The sequence below is a fragment of the Rossellomorea marisflavi genome (assembly GCF_001274775.1).
Classification (GTDB): Bacteria; Bacillota; Bacilli; order Bacillales; family Bacillaceae_B; genus Rossellomorea; species Rossellomorea marisflavi.
The window spans coordinates 82887-103057 of sequence record NZ_LGUE01000008.1; the positions used below are offsets into that span (position 1 = coordinate 82887).

Here is a 20171-nt window from a genome sequence, read left to right on the forward strand (position 1 = left end):
TTCATTATGCTAAAAATCGGAGCTGGAACCGGGTTTGCAGGTGATCGGATCGAGCCTGCCCTTGCCCTTGTCGAGAACGGAAACATCGACTATCTGATCCTGGAGGGCTTGGCGGAACGGACCATTGCCCTTTCGCAACAACAAAAACGGATGAATCCTGATCTTGGATTCAATGAGTATCTGGAAGAAAGAATTCGGCTTTTACTCCCTTCCCTTCTCTCTCATAACGTGCGGTTGATCACCAATATGGGTGCGGCCAACCCTACTGCAGCGGCCAGAAAGATTCAAGAGGTAGCAGAGGAAATGGAGCTGGATTGTAAGGTAGCAGCCGTCATTGGCGATGATGTTCTGTCCAAACTAAATCCTCATGTCATCGTGCATGAAACTCAAAAGCCTGTTGAAGAATACACACCTCTGATAAGCGCGAACGCCTATCTTGGGGCAGAGGCCATCCTGCCAGCCCTGGAATCAGGAGCAGACATCATTGTGACAGGCAGGGTCGCGGATCCTTCCCTGTTCCTCGCCCCCATGATCCATCACTACCAATGGGATCAAACCAATTACCAGCTCCTAGGTCAGGGGACCCTGGTCGGACACTTGTTGGAATGTGCCGGACAGGTGACGGGAGGGTATTTTGCGGATCCATTGTATAAACCCGTCGATCACCTCGACAATCTCGGCTTCCCCATCGCTTCCGTCAAGGAAGATGGTACGGCCATCCTGACCAAATTGCGGGGTACAGGGGGAGTGGTAAACGCCATGACCGTGAAGGAGCAGCTCCTATATGAGGTACATGATCCGACAAGCTACTTCACGCCTGATTGCGTGGCGGACTTCAGCACGGTCATCATTGAAGAAGTCGGACCCGATACCGTCAAGGTCCAAGGAGCGACGGGGCGAAAACGCCCGGATACATTAAAGGTGTCCCTCGGCTACCATGCCGGCTATCTCGGGGAAGGGGAAATCTCCTATGCAGGTTCCACTGCCACTGAACGGGGACAACTGGCCGCTGACATCCTCGAGAAACGGCTGGGCGGGATGGGTGACGAAGTCAAAATCGACTTGATCGGGTCGACTTCTCTCCATCATGGTGAACATGAAGGCTTTCGTCCATATGAGGTCCGACTACGCGTGGCTTCCCTATGTCCATCACGAAAAGAGGCTGTCAGGATAGGTCATGAAGTCGAAGCGCTTTATACAAACGGTCCAGCCGGTGGCGGCGGTGTACGCAAGCGGGTCGAAGAAGTGATCGGAGTGGTCTCCACCTTCATGGACCGCTCCCTGATCACGTCTCATTCTGAGCTACTGGAGGAATCCTCATGGCAACAATCAAACTGATCGAAGTGGCACACAGCCGCACAGGGGATAAAGGAAATACGCTGAACTTCTCCCTCATTCCCTATAAGGAAGAAGATTACGATTTACTTAAAGCTGAGGCAACGGTTGAACGTTTTACTGAACATCTGCGGCACATCGTGAAAGGATCGATTACACGGTACGAACTACCCACTATCAAAGCATTGAACTTTGTATGCGAACAGGCCCTGCTCGGAGGTGTGACAACATCCATTGCCCTCGATACGCATGGAAAGAGCATCAGCAGCGCCGTCTTGGAAATGGAGATTGAGCGACCTTGAAACAACAAGGACCTCACCCATCACAGGTGAGGTCCTTTTACATGCATGACGATTTCCCACGAAGGTTTCGTCTCATCGTGGAGCTTTCGCATAAGGCGGTCTTTACATCAATTCATTCTCCTTATCAAAAGCCACTCTCTTTTCGTTTTCAAACGGGATGGTGGTTTCATCTTCCTTCGGTTTGATTTCACGGAATGCGACGGCACCGGCGGCGATATACAGTCCGGCCGGAATCAACATGGTGAAGATCGAAGCCGGAAAGGAGAGAACACCGATACCGATCATGATTCCACCGAATACTTTATTGTTCATGCGATTGGCAAGGCAACCGACTACGAGCCCAGCTATTTGAACCAGTAGGAAACCGATTGTCAATAAAACGGTGAACATGCCTGCATCGGGGTCTCCCTCATCGAAGAAGGCCCACCCCACGATTAATCCAAAGAAGGACATACAGATCCCGATAAGCCCTCCGATCAATCCCAACAGAAACTCTGGTAATCTCTTCATTTCACTTCACCTCTCCGTCTTGTTATTCCATTCCACTTCATTTTTACATTTTCCATTCTTCTACTCCTTCTAGTTGTTTTACGAGACTTGATACCATACAGTTCCTGGCCATTAATCCCTAATTATGTAAGTTTCTCATATCTTTACCCAGGTCGGTAGCTACTTAATCCCTAGGAGGAAATTCTTAGAACATTTTTTCGTCATACTACTCTTTGTTGAATTCTTATGGGTCCTCGTTGAAAATCTGGAACTCCTCCAACTTATCGTCAGTTCCTAATACATTATGCTTTCGGATTTATTCCCATTCTCCTCCCAACTCTTTCAAGTTCCACAGGACTTCCCTACCGATTCGGTAAAGTGTAATGCGTGTTGGTTGATATCCTTAGTGAAGAGGCGTAATCTTTCTCTCTGCTAACACGATTGAGAGGATGATTGGAATGTTCAAAGAAGGTTATGTAAACGTGAATGATGTCAATCTGCACTATGTAACAGAAGGCGAAGGAGAGCTCATGCTGTTCCTCCACGGGTTCCCCTACTTCTGGTACAACTGGCATCATCAGCTCGAGGAGTTCTCGGAGGACTACCGCGTCGTGGCGGTGGATATGCGCGGGTACAATCTGTCTGACAAGCCCGAAGGCATCGATTCGTATGCCATGTCCACCCTCGTCGAAGATGTGAAACAGCTGATCGAGGCGTTCGGAGAAAAAGAATGCACCCTTGTGGCCCATGACTGGGGCGGTGCCATTGCCTGGACATTCGCCTACACGTATCCTGAGTACGTGAAGAACCTGATCATGTTCGATGCGCCCCACCCGTACACATTCCGCCGGGAACTTGCCAACAATCCGGCACAGCGTGAAGCGAGCAGCTACATGGGCTTCTTCCAACAGGATGATTCCCATGAGATCCTGCTGGCGAATGACGCCGAACGTCTCCGGAAGATGATGACGGAGCCAGGGAAGAAAAAAGACTATCTGACCGAAGCCGACGAAGACAGATACGTGGGAGCCTGGACACAGCCCGAAGCCATGAAATCCATGCTTCATTACTACCGTGCCATCTCCTTCTTCCCGTTCGAAGAGCATGTGCAAAAGCCTCTTGAACTGAAATATGACATGTTCAACGCACCGACGCTCATTCTATGGGGAGATGCCGATTCCGCCTTTGAAAACAGTAATCTCGATGGGATCGATGACTATGTGAGCGACCTCACCATCCACCGCTTCGAAGGCGTCGGACATGCGCCGCAGCACGAGAAGCCTGAAGAAGTAAATGCGTATATGAGGGCTTTCCTGAAGAAAGACTGAATCCAAAGGGCTGTTGTCACTGATTTGGAAATACGTTACAATTGACGTATGATTCAAACGACGGGAAGGAGTCACCTCTTGGATAAACAAAGACTGAACCAAGTCCTGCTCTACGTAGCTGGCATGGTCATCGGTATGACCATCGGCCTTGTTGTATTTGCCCCCATATTCGATGATATGGTCCTACGGATCGTCATGGGCATCGCCTTAGGCGTCACGACCGGATGTTCCCTTCAGCCCCTTGCTCCCAAGATCAAACTATAAACATGAAACGGCGGTGCCTGCATCGTCGTTTTATTTCATTTGCTTCAATAAGCATAGCAATCTATTGCCTCCAACTGAACTTTTTTGCCATCCCTCTTGAAATAATACCCAGAATGCTGTTAGATAATAGATAGGTATTTTATCATGCCATTATACATATCTATAAAAATCTGTATGCACCAAGAAAGGAGCCATCTCATATGAGTGAACGCACAGTCGTTGCCGTCCCGCGTAAAAGCGTCGGCCTATCCCTCGTCCTCACCTTCTTCTTTGGATCCCTGGGAATGCTCTACTCCACAGTAGCAGGAGCCCTCATCATGATTGCCATCGAATTCGTAGTCGGATTCCTGACATTCGGTATCGGCCTCTTCTTCACACACATCGTGTGTATGATCTGGGGAGCCGTTGCAGCGAGTAATTACAACACACGGATTTTTGGGCATTAATCCATCTCGACTGGGTCACCGCAATGCGTATGCGGTGGCCTTTTTGTTGGAATTCACCTGATTAAAAAGTGTATAGGTGTTGAACGGCATAAAACAAAAAGTGCCCTGTAGGAAGACTTTTCACGTCTTTCCTACAGGGCACTTTTTAAGCACTACTTTATTTATTCCGCAGTACCCGCTTCAGCTTCTTCTTTTAAATCATCCATTGCATCCGGATAAATGATTTCATCAAACTGCTTGCCTGTCGATTTATCCTCAACGGCTACTTTGATCTTGATCTTGTCACGGTCCTTACCGTCGAATACCTGATACATCATCCCAGTCATTCCTACTGTGATGGATGCAAATGCATCCATGCTGTTTTTGTAGGATTCCTCATCCGTTACGACCATGGTGAATTTAGTGAAGTCCTTATTGTAAGTGATATCCTCGATCGACTCGAAACCGTCCTTTGCTTCATCAATCGACTCTTCCATACCCTTTGCCATTTCTTTCATCATCTTTTTATGATCGGCTTTGGACATCACGTACGTCAGGGAGCCATCATCGTTCTTTTTGACTTCCTTCACGCCTTCTTCCTTCGCCTGCTTAATCATATCATCAACATCTTGACCTTCTGTGAACTCAGCCGGTAATGTAATCTCCACGTTCAAAAGACCCTTTTTCACTACTTTTTCTTCCTTTTCATCTTTCTTTGTATCTGCTTTCCCGCTGCTGTCAGATGACGAGCACCCTGCCAACAATAGAGCGAGAACAAGCATGCCCACCGCTAATTTCTTCATATTCCTTCACTCCCTATTTTTGGTTGCATTTTACACACATTGACCATTCTAGAGATTCTGGATAGGTTTGTAAATAGGGACTTTGGGATGATTTCAGCGTTTCACTTCATCCTATATATCCCAAAATACCCTTCAAAAAGATGGAAGGGAAGGTTTCATCTATATAAGGACCGGGGAAAGGATACTAATTACTCTGTTCGTTTTTAAAGGAGGGGATGTTCGTGAACCGGGAAGAAGCACTTGAAAGGCTGGAGGAAGTCGAGTACCTCCTGAAGGAAGTTGAGGACTGCGAGGCGATTATTATAAAGAGGCGGCGCATGACCGGGATTCTGTTCTTGCTACTGTGGACTATCGGCATCCTGTCACTGTTTTATTTCGTTTTATTGCCTATGCTGGATATGCTCTGGACTTCCCTTCATGCGAGATTCTTCCATACAATGGACATCGCCCTCAGCTCATATCCGTTCATCACCTTCACCATCGTCATCATTCCGACGATCTATAACGGCCTGAAGATCTCAAGGGCCAATGAAGCAGCCGTCCTGTCGGCGCAGGAAACCATCAACACCTATTTCTCCCAGGCAGCCGACCTGCTCCCCCTTCCGCCCGAGCTGCAGTACTCTGAAGAAATTTCCGTCCTGAAGGACTTTTTGTATCTCGAGCAGGCTGACACCATCGAGGAAGCCATCAACATGCGGATCAGTGCTCTCCCCCCTTCCTCTGAGGAGGAAAAAGAAATCACTGTTCCCACCTTGATCGGGCAGTCCGCCCCCCTGCCTGTCAGACAAAAGAAATGAGTGAAGACCTACCAATCTAGCGGAGGTCTTTTTTTGTTAATAAAAGTTTAGGCACTACTGGATCATCACACCCTAAAAAATGTTCTGTGGTCAAATAAATTGCAATTATGGAGCTGCAAAGAAAGGCACCTTTTCCTTGTTCCACTATGTCACGGTTTTACTCCTCAAAAAAGCTCCCTTATACAGGGAGCTTTAATTACTTACCTTTCCCTCATCACCCAACCAAAGTACCCGTCAGAATAATCCGTTGGGTGCCGTCGAGGGTGCAGGTGACGAGGGTGATTTGGTTTTTGTTTGGTTGATCGTCCAGGACGTGGGTGTCGGTTGGATCGATGATGGTGGTGCTGTCGATGATGTATTCGTATGTGGTGCTGCCCTGGTGGAGGAGGACCTTTTCGCCGGCTTCGACTTCAGGAAGCTGGCGGAAGTGACGGTCTCCCCTGTACCCCCTGTGCCCGGCGATGGTGAAGTTGCCTTTGCCGGGGGTTTGGTCCGATTTGATCTGGGTCAGGGCGATGCTGAGGTTTTCCTGGGTCGGTTCGGGCAGGACCTTTTCCTTCAGGTCGATGGCCGGGATTTCGAGTTCCAGGACATCCTTCAGCTGATCCTCTGACACCGATAAGTTCCGGACGCTTGAGAGATCGACCGGTTCTCCTTCTGCCCGTTCGATAAGGGAAAGGGCCTCTTCCAGAGCAGCTGCTTCTTTATCCTTTTGCCATTCATACACGAATGGGATGGAGAGCAGGATGAGTCCGATCAGTACAAGGGACAGTCCTGCCTTTGTTTTTTTCTTCATGGGCTCATCCTCCACTAGTCAGATCACTCTTCGATTCCGCGTTTCCTTCTGGCCGTGATGACGATCGTTCCTGCCGAGATGAACAAGAGACCTGCGTACATGAGGTAGCGCATCCACTCTTCACCGGTGTACGGCAGGGTGTTTTTCGGTGTACCGGATGGGGTTGAGTCCATCGGCGTTCCACTTGCAGGTTCGGATGGGCCGGATGGCTTGGTCGGTGTTGTCGGTTTTTCCGGTTCTTCTGGCGGTTTTTCTTTGGCATCGTTTTTGACCACGATGGTGATCACGCCTTCTTGCCCTACTTCCACGGTGAATGGAATCGGCTCATCCGATGCGACATAGCCGTCCGGTGCTTTGGTTTCCACGAGGCTATAGGTGCCTGGCACCAGTCCTTCTATATAGGCTTCTCCCTCTTCATCCGTGGCGACGGACAGGAGGATTTCTCCGTTTTCATCGAGTATGTCGAACTCCGCTCCTTGGAGCTTGCGATCGGTTTGACTGTCGACTTTCAAGATTTTCAGGTTTCCAAGGATCATGAGATTTTCGAAGACAATCTCAAGGGTTTCTTGCTGACCCTTCACGATTTCGAATGGAATCGGTTCGTCATCGAGCTCATATCCGTACGGTGCCTGTGTCTCGATCAGCTGGTAGTTGCCCGGCTTCAGTCCGTCGATGAAGAGTTCACCCTCTTCATCCGTCTCGAGATCCGTTGCCAAGACGTTTCCTTCCCCATCAGTCAGGTCGAACAGGGCGCCCTCAAGGAGGTAGCCTTCCTCATCGATCTTCGTCAGGAGGACGGAGCCTGTTGTCAGGTCATTGATGACCTCCACGTTCAGTGCGGTCTCTTGGCCAAGCTCGATCTCAAATGGGATCGGCTCAGATGGGAGGTCATAGCCTGCGAGCGTTTCCGTTTCCACGAATTGATAGCTGCCCGGCTTCAAGTCATCGACTTTGAGCACGCCATTCTCATCGGTGGTCAGATTCTCTGCGATCAAAGTCCCGTCCGTTCTCCACAGATCGAACTTCACGCCTTCAAGGGTGTTGCCTTCTTCCCCTTTTTTCGTCAGGATGACGGATCCCGTGGCACGTTCGTTTTCCATGGTGACCGTGGCAGGGAGTTCTTGATCCGGGTCGAAGACCACTTCCACGTCCACCGGTGTGTCGTCAAGTACGTGGCCGAACGGAGCCTTGGTTTCGATGAATTGGTAGTGACCAGGCTTCAGGTTGTCGACGGTGATAGTGCCGTCTTCATCCGTGGTCAACCCCTTCCATTCTTCGCCTGTTTCTTTATTTCGGAGTGTGAATTCCGCTCCTTCCAATGCTTCTTTCTCTTCCCCGACTTTTTGCAACTGGACCGAGCCGGTCTTCAGCTCATTGATGACTTTCACTTTGGTTGCCGTTTCCTGTCCAAGCTTGATCTCGAATGATATCGGGCCGGTTCCGAGAACATAGCCATCGATGCTTGACGTCTCGATGAACTGATACTTTCCTGGTTTCAGACCATCGAATTGAATCTTTCCTTCGGCATTGGTCTTCAATCCTGTTCCGCCTTGGACCGGTTCACCGTTCTCGCGGACAAGGTCGAAGGTGACACCCTCAAGCAGCTTGTCGTCTTCTCCCATTTTCTCCAGGACCACAGAGCTTGTGGAACGCTCATTTTCCTTGGTGATCTTCACCGGCTCCTTCGGATCGAATGGAATTGCAAAGGTCAGAGGGGTTTCGTCGAGTACATGCCCCTTAGGTGCTGCGGTTTCCACGAAGGAATACGTACCCGGCAGCAGATCGGTCACGGTGATGGTACCGGACTCATCGGTCTTCAGGTCGGTCTTCACTTCCTCGCCATCGGCATCAAGGAGCTTGAAGACGGCATCCGCGAGCTTTTCTTTGTCCTCACCCAGCTTGGTGAGTTCAACCGCCCCGCGTTTCAGATCGTTGGTGATGGTGATTTCAAGCGTTTTTTCCTGTCCAAGCTCGATGGTGAACGGATGAACGGGATCTTTGCCCACGAGATACCCATCCAGCGTCTGCTTCTCCACGAGCTTGTAATTGCCCGGCTTCAAATTTTCCACGAGCAGGATTCCGTTTGCATCCGTGGTGAGTCCTTTACGGAGCTCTTCTCCATTTTCTTTTTGAAGGTCGAAGGTGACGCCCTCAAGCTTCTTCCCTTCTTCTCCTACTTTGAGGATCCGGACAGATCCCGTCGTCTGGTCATTTTCAAACGTCAGCTTCAGGTGCTCCGTTTGGCCTTTGACGATCTCGAATGTGAGCGGCTCACTTTTCAGATCATGCCCCTTTGGTGCCTGTGTCTCAATCAGTTCGTAGCTTCCCGGTCTCAGGTCAGTGATGACCAGCTTTCCATCCTCGTCGGTTGTCAGGTTGTCTCTGCGCTCATCCACGTCCACCCCGACGAGCTTGAAGACGGCATCCTTGAGTGTGGTTCCATCTTCACTCACCTTCGTCAGCTCGACGCCGCCTCTGATGATGTCATTGGTCACGGTGATGGTGGTGGATTCGGTTTGGTCCTTCTTGATGGTGACCTCATATTCTTTGCCTGATCCTTTGTATCCGTCAGGCGCCTGTGTCTCAACGAATGTGTAGGTACCCGGTTCAAGATCCTTCACGACGATCTTACCGGATTCATCCGTTTTCAGGTCGGAGCTGACCACTTCGCCTTTGCTGTTCTTCAGATCGAAGACAGCGCCTGGGAGGACGGACTTCGTTTCTTCATCGATCTTGGTCAATTCCACCTGCTGCTTGATCTTGGTGTTATCCACGGTGATGGTATTGCCAGGCTTGGCATCATCTTTCGGGTCGTACGGCTGATCAATGGTCACTTCCTTGGACTCGAAGCCCTTCAGATAGCCGTCCGGAGCTGATTCTTCCATGAGGGTATAGTCGCCATAGAGCAGTCGGTTGAATGTGGCGATCCCGTCTTCATCCGAGGTGGCAGTGGCGATGGTGACGCCGCTAACCGGATCTTTAAGGGAAAAGGTCGCGCCTTTCAACATATCCCCGGTCTCTTTGTCAACCTTCTTCACCTTAAGGCCACCGACTTCCCCGCTTCCGTCCCCTTTTCCTCCGGTCCGCTGCACGATGATCGATGCTTCGCCTTTCTTCACATCTTCCTTGGCATTTTCACCTTTGAAGTCGACGGTGTTGCTGACTTTCCCACCGACCTTCTCCAGGATGAGTGATTGATACTCGAGGATGTAAGGGGTGGATACCTCTTCCTTAAAATCGATTGTGAAGGAATCCGGGTCCTCCTTGAGCGTCAGGACGTAATCCTTTCCTTCTGTCAGTTCCTCCTTCTTCTTCACGTTCCCGTTCGGTTCCACGGTCGTAGAGTAAAGCTTGAAGGAGTCCTTGATCAGCATCTGATTCGGAGTCGGTGTATCAAGGATCCTTGCTTTTTGAACGGTGGACTGACCGAAGTTGATGTTGATCTTCCAGTCGATGACCTTGCCGTTCTGCTTGCCGGACTTGGCTGTATACGTGTCTCCGTTCGGAATCGAAACGGAGGCATTGAGATCCGTTTCCTTCTTCTCTCCATTGTAGACCGTGGCTGTATTCTTATAGGATGCCTGGACGAGGCCAACATCCTTCACACTGGTCTTGTAGGTGATCTTGTATGGAGAGTCGACCGGGTTTTTGAAGATGATCTCGAAGCCTTGCTCCCCCTTGTCGTTATCGATCATCTTGACGGTATATTCGCTCGCCGGCACTCGTTCACCGTCCTTCGTGCCGTTGCCTCCACCCGTGAGATCCATCCGGTACACTGCGATGGAATCCTCCACGAGCTTCTGATTCCCCTGCATGTAGTCGACCACGCGGAGCTGATCGAGCTGCTTCAGGTTATAGTTCACGCCGACATTCCAAGTCAGGAGCTTATCGACGGCATTATAGGACCCGTTCTTGAAGCCGTTGAACTGGGTATAGGAATCCGGGGTGAACCGGGAGATGGCCTCCAATGTCCGGTCTTTCCCCTGCTCATCCTTCCAGAAGAGCTCGGCTTTGTTCTCCAGATACTTTTTCCCTACATCCTCTCTCTTTTCGTAATCGAATGCGGTCGTATAGGTGATGCGGTGTGCGGTGCTGATATCCTTCAGGAAGACGATTTCGAAGCCATCCTCCACTTCTTCTAGGGTATAGTCCGTCCCTTCGACGAGGGTGTTTCCTTTCGTCTCTATCTTCAATGTATCCCGTTTGAACGTGAGACCTTTATTCGTGAAATCATCCTTGAGGACGACATTCTTCATGAGTTGCTCATCCAGGTTGAAGTTGATCGTCCATGGGATCGTTTTGTCTTTGTAATTCGGTGAGCCGTGGTGCTTGAATAGGATCTGCTGGCCGATCGTCTGGCCTGCATCCTTCCTGATTTCACCCGTCGTCACTTCATTGACGATGTTTTCATTTTCATAGACGCGGTCGATGGCTTTCGTTTGATAGGTGATCTTGTAGGCTGCATCGATATCCTGGTTGAATTGAAGGGTGAACCCATTTCGGTTCCCATCGGATTTGTCCACCACGTCGTAGTTCGTGAACGGGGTGCTTCCTGCTTCATTTCCGTTCTCATTGATCGTGATTTCATTGACCGTCAGGGTGTCCTTGAGCAATTCCTGTGATCCATTGAAGAAATCTTCGAGGACGGCATCCTTTTGGGCGATGTTCTTTTGGTTATAGTTATACCGGACTTCCCACGTGATGAGCTGCTTGGCTGCATCATATCCGACGACACGCTTCTGAAGCGGCTGCCCCCTCTGGACCTTCACCGTGGCTTCTGCCGATTTCTCCCCGCCATCGGAGGTCAAGGTCGCCTTATTCTTGAAGTCGGTTTGATCTTCATCCGTCACATTTGTTTCGTATACGAGGCGGTAGGCAAGATGGATATCATCATTGAAGTCAATGGCGAAATCCTGCCCGCCTGCCGTCTTCCCGATCGTATAGTCACCCGGTGATACTTCTGATCCCAGGGTCGTTTCTCCGTTCAGCTTCGTCTCCAGATGATAGAGCTTGATCGAGCCTTCCTTCAGCTCCTGACCCTCCTGGATCGGATCTTCGAGTCTTGCATTCTTCAAATCTCCAAGATTCTTATTAAAATCGACCGTCCATTTGATCGATTCGGCATTATAGGCGCGATTCGGCTCGCCTTTTTTGCTCACATCAGCGCCTTTTGATGGATAGTCGATTTCGATCGTAATGGATTCCTGACCCTCGATGGGCGTGATGACGATCGTCTTGTCTTCCGTCACGATCGTCTCTTTATCAAGCTCGGTCCATACTTCCAGCGTTCCTTTGATATTGGAGAACTGCTCGATGAAGTCCGTGAATTCGACGGTTGCTTCTCCCTGCTTGTTCACAGAGAAGTAGCCGACAATCTCATCGTTGAACCGCATTTCGGAACGGACGATTTCATCATAGATCTTCAGCTCCGGTGGCATGTTGAACTTGAACATGTCCCCACCCTTATAGCCATGACCATTCTTCAGGGCCCATTCGTACTTTACCGACACAAGAGAGTCGACGGTCGGCTTATCCTGTGGATTGCCTTGGCGGTCTTCGAAGGAAAGGGTCGCTTTGGTGAGGATGTTTTCTGTGATGATCCCATCCACGGCCGCGCTTTTCTTCACTTCTTCTTTCTTTTCTTTTGGGTCCTCTTCTTTCACTTCCTCTTTGGCCGGTGCATCGGCTTCAGCGGTCTCGTCCTCCACCGTCTCCTCCTTCACCGCATCCTCTTCGGCAGGGGCCTCCGCTTCAGGCTCCTTCACTTCCTCGTTCACAGGGGCTTCCGTTTCTTCTTCCGCAGGAGGTTCCACTTCCTCTACCTCACTCACAACGGAAATGGAGATCTTCCCATTCGCTTCAGGATGCTCGGCTGCTGCTTCATTGAAGACCACCTTCAGCCCTTCCCCATCAGCCGTATATCGACCGATGGCCTCATCACCTGCAAGAAGCTCCCCTTCCTGAGCCACTTCCACCTTAAGAGGTTCCGGGATTTCCTTGTGATAAGGTTGATCGGCTGTAACCGTAGATCCCTCCAGGGTCCACTGGACGTTCATGCTGGTAATGTTCTGTGAGCCATCGTTCTGTACGGTTTCTCCCTCATCGGTCACGTATTCGACCGTCTGAAAGAGATCCTCTGCTGTTCCTTGTGCCTGCGCTCTCGGTGAAAAGATTCCTGTAGCCAATGTCTGGAGTATGAGCATGACAATCAGTGAAACGGATAAGCTTCTTTTCATCTTCCCCATCCTTTATTCTGTAATTTGCCTTCCTAGCCAACGACCTGGACGTGACGTGGACATCACCTGAGCGGATGAGCATTCAAACGAGTAGAAAAATAGGTTTGATCAGAGCATGGTTCTTCAGGAATATGTATTCGTGCTGACCGCTTTTCCGAAAGCAGACGGGAAAGCGGCAATATGATCCAAGCGAGTGATCTGTACGCACATCAGGAACCCACCATCCAAAAATCATCAACATCCATCTTATAAACGCCTTCAAAAACAAGTCAATGGACTCAACAAAAGCTCTCAAAACTCCTAAACAATCAACAAATACAGACGAATCACCCGACAAAATACGATAAAAAGAACATAAATCACCTCATTTTGTTCTTTATAAAGAATTAACTAGAGGTTACCATCCGGTTATCCGTATTGTCAATGTTGTTTGTTCTTTCTTTTGCTTGGTATTTACATGGGAATTAAGCATGGTGAAATGAGGGAAAGAAACCGAGGAAAAAATACTCACACAGAAGAATTTGATAATAGGAGGAAATGGTTTTAATTCTGAAGATGGGGTATTGCTCTATTTAAGGAATCAATGAGTTCTAGAAGGGGGTTCATCGAAGCAAAAAGCATCACGTGTGCCATTACGTTTGAAGAGCCTTCCAGCATAGAAGTTAACAAAATGATCCTCAGACCTTTACACTAGGTGTGGCAAGAGTCAGTCTCCGATAAAAAAAGCGTTCCGAAGAATGACAATCATTCTTCGGAACGCTTTTTTGTTTAGCTCTCTTCGTAATTAAAATGGTAAAGTTATTTCTCTACTTCATCTCTTTAATCCAATCTGGCTCCATCAAAAAGACCGACGCTATTAACAGAAGAAATAACCCGATAATCGGTATGAATGCCCTTACGTGAAACAACGCTTACTTACTGAAAGCCATGGTTAAATAGCATACGAGTAGTAATACAAAGATTACGCCTAAGTAGAAGGATTCGGAAGAGGTAAGGAACCAAATGCAATTCTCCCTATTCCAAGTTTCTAACAGTCAATAAATGAACTTTTGTTATTTCTCTATAATTGATAATTCCTCAAATCCGAGTTCAAAAGAAACAAATTCAGAGAGAAAGTTGAGATACTTCAACCTTTCGTTCTTTAATAATACTCTAGCTGCGTTTCCATCTGATAAGTCGAAAAAAGATTCTTGGTTATTATTAATTTCTAAATTTGAGAGCCTTCTTACTGTATCTATGTCTTTAATGCTAAATAACTCTATACTACCAATATCATCATTAGGATTCTCAAACAATAATGAACTATTTAGCATTCTTAGATATTGTACACCTTTAAAGATTATTTGTATTTCCATAAAACCTTCTTCAGTTTTTGTATTCTCATGGATATTAGGGTGGTCATAGGTCATTTTTGCATCAATACATAATGTAAGTATACCACTAACTGGGTTTACTTGGATGTCCATTAAATAACTGTGTTCCAACAAATACCAATCGAGATTATTCATTCACCTGTCTCCTTTATTCTAAAATAATCGGTGTATGATTTCCTTTACTCCTTCTGTTAACAGGGTTTCCTAAAGGATCGATCCTTTGTCCATTAACATCTTTAATTTCAACATGAGGATCTGCACTTCCAGGTGCTCTTTGACTCCCCCCTTTAATTGTAACCCTCGGTATGCCATTTTCATCAACCCATTTTTCAGGACCATTAGATGTTTGCGTTTTTGTCCACCCCTGAGATTTCGCATATTCTCTTAAATCTGATGCTTTAATAGGTTTTGATGGATCCCCGCCAAAAATATTTTTAGCAGGCTGCCTACCTGCCTTTCCACCAAACCGAACAAGCGTCTCCTTAGCTTTCTCAATATTACTTAAAGCCTTGTCCTTAATCATCTCCATGATTTCTTTAGCGGACTTGTTTTTAGCGGTTTCTTCAATGATGTCGGGTCCTACTTTTTCTAATACCAGCAAATCCTCTACATTTCCCCCAAGGTACTTAAGGGTGTGGCCAATCTTCTTCATATCTTTGATATGATCTTTCACACCTTGAGCTGTTTTAGCAATAGGACCTTTTTTGGTGGCAGTGAAGGCCCTTTTACCCATTTCTATCAGGACTTTCGGATTCATGACATTTTTCGCTGAACGGATTAAATAAGCGCCTTCCCGGACAAGATAGGTCTTTACCCCTTTTATACCCATTTTAGCAGCAATTCCAAGCGCTTTTGCAGGAGGAGCCAGGGTTAACACCAGCATTAATAACGCTAAGTCCCTATCAAAATCAGAGAGTTTTTCGCCTGTTATAGGATCAAATTCATTTTCAGGATTTATTCGCTGAATATCATAATAGCTTACTAGCTCCAGTGCAAATACACCAAAATGTTCTGCCATGGAACGGTCGGCACTTTGTATGGCTGCACGGGCAATCATGACCGCTTCCTGGGTTTCATCCACCTTTTGACGGTATGTTTCAATGCTATGATTGAGTTCGGATTGGAGGTCCCTAATTCTTCCTGTGCTGCTTAGTGTCAGGGTAAGCATAAGCTCTGATGTATCCCACTTGAGTTCTTTTAAGGTGTTTTCTGCTTCGTCTTCTGCCTGCTGATAAACATCTGCCAGTTTTTTGAGCTGTTCCGGATCTATTTTGATCTCGCTCATTCTAATTCTTTCACTTTCTGAGCAAGGTTGGCAATTTCTTTTTTGATCTCACTAATCAACTCTTTATGAATATCATAGACATTGTTTTCAATCATATTCAACTCGTCTACAAGGGAATCATAGGCGGATCGTGTTTCGCCTGTCCAATCACTAGCGTAGGACTGGTGACCGTATTTGGTATAGCTCACACTTTCATCAAACGCAGAGATTACCTTTTGCATTTTTACTAGATGGTTTATAAGAGCAGTCATTTCAGTTGCATACTTTGCTTTCTTCGCCGTATTAATAACATCTAATATAGCAATCCCCTCCCATTTACAGTATTCTTCCAATTCTATTTTACTGGAAAAACACTACCATCTGAATGGTTCATATGAACCAAATGTGATAGCTATAACATGTTAAGAACTCACTAAAACGTTGCCATTAGAAGCGTTCAACGAGGTAAGGTCAAATGCACCATTTTGTATCATCTGTGTATTTAGAAGGAATACACTATCCCCTTTATACATCCAACAATAGTCGAAGCGCACTATCCACTTGCCATAGACTAACCTCGATTCCCGCTGTCGAATTCAATTGAATCCCACCGAAAATTCAGTTTTTATTTTCCATAAAAGGTTTTATTCTGGTAATATAAGGTGAGAAACGACGGGGAAGGATGACCCGGTTCAACCGTCCCCTATTGTGAAGATAGTAGACAACCAGATGATTCTTGAGGATTTACATATATTTTTGAAAGTTTAGGAGGAAGTGCGATGGCTCGGCGCAGACGATTGAATCGAAGGGGGAAAATTGCGGTGGGGCTTTTGGTTGCCTTGACTGCGGCTCTGTTCTTCTTCCTGGGGGGAAATGATAAGGAAGAGTCGCAGAAGCCGGTGAAGTCGGCTTCTGCTGGTGTGGTAGAAGAAAAACCCATTCTTGAAAAAAGTGATCTTTACCTGACATTTGACGACGGTCCGTCTGAGGAGTCGGGTCGTCTTCTTGATATCCTGAATGAATTCAATATGAAAGCCACCTTCTTCATGCTCGGACCCCATATGGAGAACCATTCAGAGGTCGTCAAGCGGATGAAGGAGGAGGGATTCGGCCTTGCCCTTCATGGTACTTCTCATCAAACAGAGGAAATCTATAGCGGACCTCTGGCACCGCTTCATGAAATGGTGGAAGCGCAAGCCATCCTTGAGGAACAGACGGGGGTGAAGTCCTCCCTCATACGCCTGCCCTATGGGAGCGTTCCTTACCTGACGGTGGAAATGCGCGGGAATCTGTCACAAAAGGGGTTCCGCATTTGGGACTGGGACATCGACAGCCGTGACTGGGAGCTGAAGGATGAGCGGTTTATCCAGCACACGATGGAACGGATCGAGCATATGATTGCGGCAGGGGAAGCACCGGTCGTCCTCCTGCATGACCGGCCAGAGCTAATTGATTATTTGCCTGAACTTCTTACTTTCATCAAAGATAAAGGATACAAAACGGGGATTTTGACCCAAGAGATGCAGCCGGTGACGTTTCATTGTGAGGGACGGTGCCATGCTTATGTGGCGAATGAGGGGTAAATCAAACGAACCGAACGGAGGCAGTCCGTTCGGTTCGTTTTCATTCTAGCAAGTTACTTCCCAGGTTGTTTTTTTCCGAGCTTTCTTCCCTTTATAGAATACAGTCCCCTGACTGAATACATGTAAAGGAATGAATGCATACCATGATCACCTTACTATCGACCACCTACATCGTCCAATCCGGAGATACCTTGTATAGCATCGCAAGGCGGTTCGATGTGACCGTAGCCCAACTGAAGGAATGGAATGGGCTGCCGACGGATACCATCCAAGTCGGGCAGGTACTCGTCGTCAGCTCCACTCCGGAATCCGATCGTCCCCTTACGACCTATACGGTCAAAGCCGGGGACACGCTCTACAGCATTGCGGGGCGTTTCGGGATGACCCTTGATGAGATCATGACCCTCAATCGCATCACCGATCCGAGCCGCATCCAAGTGGGACAAGTCCTTCAGGTGTATGACAACAGCGGGGAACCCGCTCCCGAGCTCACAACCTATGTCGTCCGAGCCGGCGATACCCTCTACAGCATCGCACGGCGCTTCGGCATGACCCTCGATGAAATCATGAGTCTTAATGGCATTACCGACCCGAGCCGCATCCAGATCGGGCAGGTCCTTCAAGTGTATGATAGTGGAGGGAATGGCGACATACCGGTGCGCGTGACGGCGAGTCAGCTGAACGCGATCGGCTGGTCCTACAATTATCTATCTGACAGCATCCTCGCTGATCTGAATCTCTGCCTGGAGCGCTTCCAGATCACAACCAAATCCCGCTTATGCCATTTCCTGAGCCAGTGCAGCCACGAGTCCGGCGCCGGCCGCTACACAGCCGAAATCGCCGACGGCTCGGCCTACGAAGGCAGACAGGATCTCGGGAACATTTACCCGGGTGACGGGCCGAAGTTCAAAGGCGGAGGGTACATCCAGCTCACCGGACGCTATAACTACACCCTCTTCTCACAGTCCGTCGGCGATCCGGAGATCATCAACCAAGGAGTCTATTACGTCGCCGAGCATTATCCGTGGCAAAGCGCAGGCTTCTGGTGGGAGCTGAACAATATGAACGCCCTTTGTGATACCAACCCGACGGTGCGACAGGTCACGCTCAAGGTCAACGGAGGGACCAGGGGATTGGAAGAGCGGACGCGGTATTATGAGAGATGTGTGGCAATCTTTTAATTCCCTTGTTCTGGTGAAATTAGATAGAGAGTGGTCCAAACGACATGTGGACCACTCTCTTTTAAACGATTTATAAGTTTAAGCCTATCCGCTTATAAGCATGACCAGTTGATTCACACCGTCATGGAATATCAGCGCCAAAATGATCATTACGACCGTGATCAGCGCCCCGACTTCTCGGAGTGACCACTTCCCTGTAGCCAGGGCAGTTGACCCCTTCATCCCTACAGATAGAGCGACCGGCAAATGATCTGCACCCTCTCCCCTTTCCACTTTCAACAATTGCTTCAACTCTTGCTTCATCAGTTTTTGGATATCACTCGTTGTAAGGAAGTCAAACTCCTTATCCTGTCTCATATCCTGCAAGGTCTTGTCGAAGAGGCTGTCCATGATGGAATGACTTAATCGACCGGTCCTGATAAACTCTTTTTCAATAAGATGAATAGAATGAGAACAATTCTTAAGGATGCTGTTGATCTTTACCCCTGCCTTATTTCTCTTTATAAGCGTTTCATCCAGCACACGCATCCCCCTTTTAAACGTGACTATTGGTACCCCCACTCTTACCACACCACAAGTTCCATATGTGTAATTATAAGTGGTTTTTTCTTTGGTCATTTGTCTAATCGTCTAAAATAGCCATATGGAGATCCCATACGGCTTACCTGATTATTGAACTTAGGCAACATGTTACCAGCAGCACCATCCCCTTATCTCACACTCCCAACTCCCTCATCAATCGAAGGATCGTCTTCGGATCGTGGCGGATCCCCTTTCTCATCAAGTCATCGGTTACCCGGCGATACGCATAGCGTCCCTTATACAAGTGGGCAACCTGGAGGATTTCCTTTTTCACTTCGGCATATTTATCCGGCCGGTTCAAGCGCTTTTCCCAGTAGTAGTAGGTGCTCCGGGGGATGTCAGCGGCTTTGACGAGGGCCAGTACATCGTATTGGTCTTTCAGCTCATAAATGACTCGGGCCTTGGTTTTGTTCGGGTAGGTCTCCTGCCTACCTGCAAGGGTGTACAGCTGCTTTTGGTAGGCTTCTTTAATAAGGGAAAGCGTTCCTTCCTCTGAGCGTTTGGATGATGGGGTACTATGTGTATGCATCTTCTGGCGACTCCTTTATATTCATTCGAGGAAGTAGTGCTCCCCTTTAATTTGATGGTTCACAAGCTATATTCAGTCTTATATCGGCATCTTTTGGTACACGATTAGAATAGATTTTCATTAGACGGGGGATCGTTAGCCCCACGAAACCGGCAGTAAATCCCTGTGGAGCCTTGATGGGTGTCTGGGGTACTTCCCCTTAGCATTCTTGGAGAGGCAGAATTGCTTTTCGGTGGGAACGAGAGCTTTGACTTCACCGGTCCGCTTCGGAAACCGCTTCTCTACTTCTCCCCACCCGAAGATTACCCGATCGGCTTCTTCAATGGAACGGATGATGTAGGAGTCATTTTCATCCTACCTGGATTCCTGTGACTCTATTAAAGCCGATGGATCCGTTGTGATTTGCGAGAATAAATTGACGACATCCAGTGACCCATACCTCCAATTCCTCGCATAATTGACGCATCTTCTCAAAGTCAAATCGGCCTGCCCTTCATCCCCAATGGAGGGATTGCATAAGATAAACGTCACCTTTCCCCTACCCTCATCCCATGTACAATTCAAGACGAAGCGATTCAGACGCTTCTCATCCATTTCCACTGTCACCTTTCGTCGTCCTGCCAAGCATACATTCCCATAAGAACCTCTCCTCCCCCTGTGGTATTTATACCCATATCATAGTATAATATTACCATAAATTCATCTATTTTTCCTATAAATAGAAGAATAAGTATGATTCATACTCGCACTTATCCTCACAGAAAGACGAGACCTCATTGTTGAATTATGGAACATCAGTTATAATGATGTCAGATTATGAAAGCGCTCTATTTATTGAAGTTTTAAAAGTAACATTACATAAATCACGGTCATTTTTTATATAG

The 20171-nt window shown here is 47.9% G+C and carries 17 protein-coding genes and 1 pseudogene; 8 read left to right on the top strand and 10 right to left on the bottom strand.

Annotated elements, in window-relative coordinates; all coding sequences use genetic code 11:
• The first annotated feature begins 6 nt into the window (after positions 1–6).
• Both AF331_RS18600 and AF331_RS18605 read left to right on the top strand, forming a co-directional pair.
• Positions 7–1338 (top strand): acyclic terpene utilization AtuA family protein, encoded by a 1332-nt coding sequence (locus tag AF331_RS18600; protein ID WP_053429526.1) that lies wholly within the window; start codon positions 7–9, stop codon positions 1336–1338.
• The gene (locus AF331_RS18605; protein WP_053429527.1) at positions 1320–1637 is read left to right on the top strand and encodes an AtuA-related protein; all 318 of its coding nucleotides are present in this window, start codon (positions 1320–1322) and stop codon (positions 1635–1637) included. The genes AF331_RS18600 and AF331_RS18605 overlap by 19 nt, the downstream gene beginning before the upstream one ends.
• A 102-nt stretch (positions 1638–1739) precedes the next feature.
• On the opposite strand, the gene AF331_RS18610 is transcribed toward AF331_RS18605, so the two are convergent.
• A complete protein-coding gene (locus AF331_RS18610) occupies positions 1740–2147 on the bottom strand; it encodes a hypothetical protein (RefSeq protein ID WP_053072492.1) in 408 nt (135 codons plus the stop codon).
• A 437-nt stretch (positions 2148–2584) separates the two neighbouring features.
• Between AF331_RS18610 and AF331_RS18615 the strand changes: the two genes are divergently transcribed.
• From AF331_RS18615 to AF331_RS18625, 3 genes are all read left to right on the top strand, one after another.
• On the top strand, positions 2585–3454 hold the full coding sequence (locus AF331_RS18615; RefSeq protein ID WP_235576439.1) for an alpha/beta fold hydrolase: 870 nt from the start codon (positions 2585–2587) through the stop codon (positions 3452–3454).
• Between the two features lie 78 nt (positions 3455–3532).
• Positions 3533–3718 (top strand): hypothetical protein, encoded by a 186-nt coding sequence (locus AF331_RS18620; RefSeq protein ID WP_048006466.1) that lies wholly within the window; start codon positions 3533–3535, stop codon positions 3716–3718.
• Between the two features lie 200 nt (positions 3719–3918).
• Positions 3919–4164 carry a hypothetical protein gene (locus tag AF331_RS18625; RefSeq protein WP_048006465.1) on the top strand — a complete coding sequence of 82 codons (246 nt, stop codon included), beginning with the start codon at positions 3919–3921 and terminating at the stop codon, positions 4162–4164.
• Positions 4165–4325: 161 nt separating this feature from the next.
• Here the strand turns inward: AF331_RS18625 and AF331_RS18630 are convergent, their stop codons facing one another.
• Positions 4326–4946, bottom strand: coding sequence for a hypothetical protein (locus AF331_RS18630; protein ID WP_048006464.1), 621 nt, complete (start codon positions 4944–4946; stop codon positions 4326–4328).
• Between the two features lie 221 nt (positions 4947–5167).
• On the opposite strand from AF331_RS18630, the gene AF331_RS18635 reads away from it, so the two are divergent.
• On the top strand, positions 5168–5743 hold the full coding sequence (locus AF331_RS18635) for a hypothetical protein (RefSeq protein ID WP_152915703.1): 576 nt from the start codon (positions 5168–5170) through the stop codon (positions 5741–5743).
• 214 nt (positions 5744–5957) lie between these two features.
• On the opposite strand, the gene AF331_RS18640 is transcribed toward AF331_RS18635, so the two are convergent.
• The 5 genes from AF331_RS18640 to AF331_RS18660 all read right to left on the bottom strand — a co-directional run bounded on the left by AF331_RS18640 (position 5958) and on the right by AF331_RS18660 (position 15765).
• A complete protein-coding gene (locus tag AF331_RS18640; RefSeq protein WP_048015917.1) occupies positions 5958–6539 on the bottom strand; it encodes a class D sortase in 582 nt (193 codons plus the stop codon).
• A gap of 23 nt (positions 6540–6562) precedes the next feature.
• Positions 6563–12775, bottom strand: a complete 6213-nt coding sequence (locus AF331_RS18645; protein ID WP_053429529.1) for a SpaA isopeptide-forming pilin-related protein — start codon at positions 12773–12775, stop codon at positions 6563–6565.
• Between the two features lie 1052 nt (positions 12776–13827).
• A complete protein-coding gene (locus AF331_RS18650) occupies positions 13828–14283 on the bottom strand; it encodes a hypothetical protein (RefSeq protein ID WP_048006457.1) in 456 nt (151 codons plus the stop codon).
• A gap of 13 nt (positions 14284–14296) precedes the next feature.
• Positions 14297–15433: a pre-toxin TG domain-containing protein gene (locus AF331_RS18655; protein ID WP_053429530.1), complete on the bottom strand. Its 1137-nt coding sequence runs from the start codon at positions 15431–15433 to the stop codon at positions 14297–14299.
• Positions 15430–15765 carry a hypothetical protein gene (locus AF331_RS18660; protein ID WP_048006455.1) on the bottom strand — a complete coding sequence of 112 codons (336 nt, stop codon included), beginning with the start codon at positions 15763–15765 and terminating at the stop codon, positions 15430–15432. Before AF331_RS18660 ends, AF331_RS18655 begins: the two co-directional genes overlap by 4 nt.
• A 426-nt stretch (positions 15766–16191) precedes the next feature.
• Here AF331_RS18660 and AF331_RS18665 point away from each other — a divergent pair, with 426 nt between their 5' ends.
• Positions 16192–16995 (top strand): polysaccharide deacetylase family protein, encoded by an 804-nt coding sequence (locus tag AF331_RS18665; RefSeq protein WP_053429531.1) that lies wholly within the window; start codon positions 16192–16194, stop codon positions 16993–16995.
• A 143-nt stretch (positions 16996–17138) separates the two neighbouring features.
• Positions 17139–18176, top strand: coding sequence for a LysM peptidoglycan-binding domain-containing protein (locus AF331_RS22025; protein ID WP_160316585.1), 1038 nt, complete (start codon positions 17139–17141; stop codon positions 18174–18176).
• An 84-nt stretch (positions 18177–18260) separates the two neighbouring features.
• On the opposite strand, the gene AF331_RS18675 is transcribed toward AF331_RS22025, so the two are convergent.
• The 3 genes and pseudogenes from AF331_RS18675 to AF331_RS23220 form a co-directional block, all read right to left on the bottom strand.
• Complete coding sequence (locus AF331_RS18675; RefSeq protein ID WP_053429532.1) at positions 18261–18698, bottom strand: hypothetical protein; 438 nt, start codon at positions 18696–18698, stop codon at positions 18261–18263.
• Between the two features lie 193 nt (positions 18699–18891).
• Complete coding sequence (locus tag AF331_RS18680; protein WP_082347053.1) at positions 18892–19287, bottom strand: IS3 family transposase; 396 nt, start codon at positions 19285–19287, stop codon at positions 18892–18894.
• Positions 19288–19422: 135 nt separating this feature from the next.
• Positions 19423–19881: pseudogene (locus tag AF331_RS23220) on the bottom strand (DUF1643 domain-containing protein).
• Between the last annotated feature and the right edge of the window lie 290 nt (positions 19882–20171).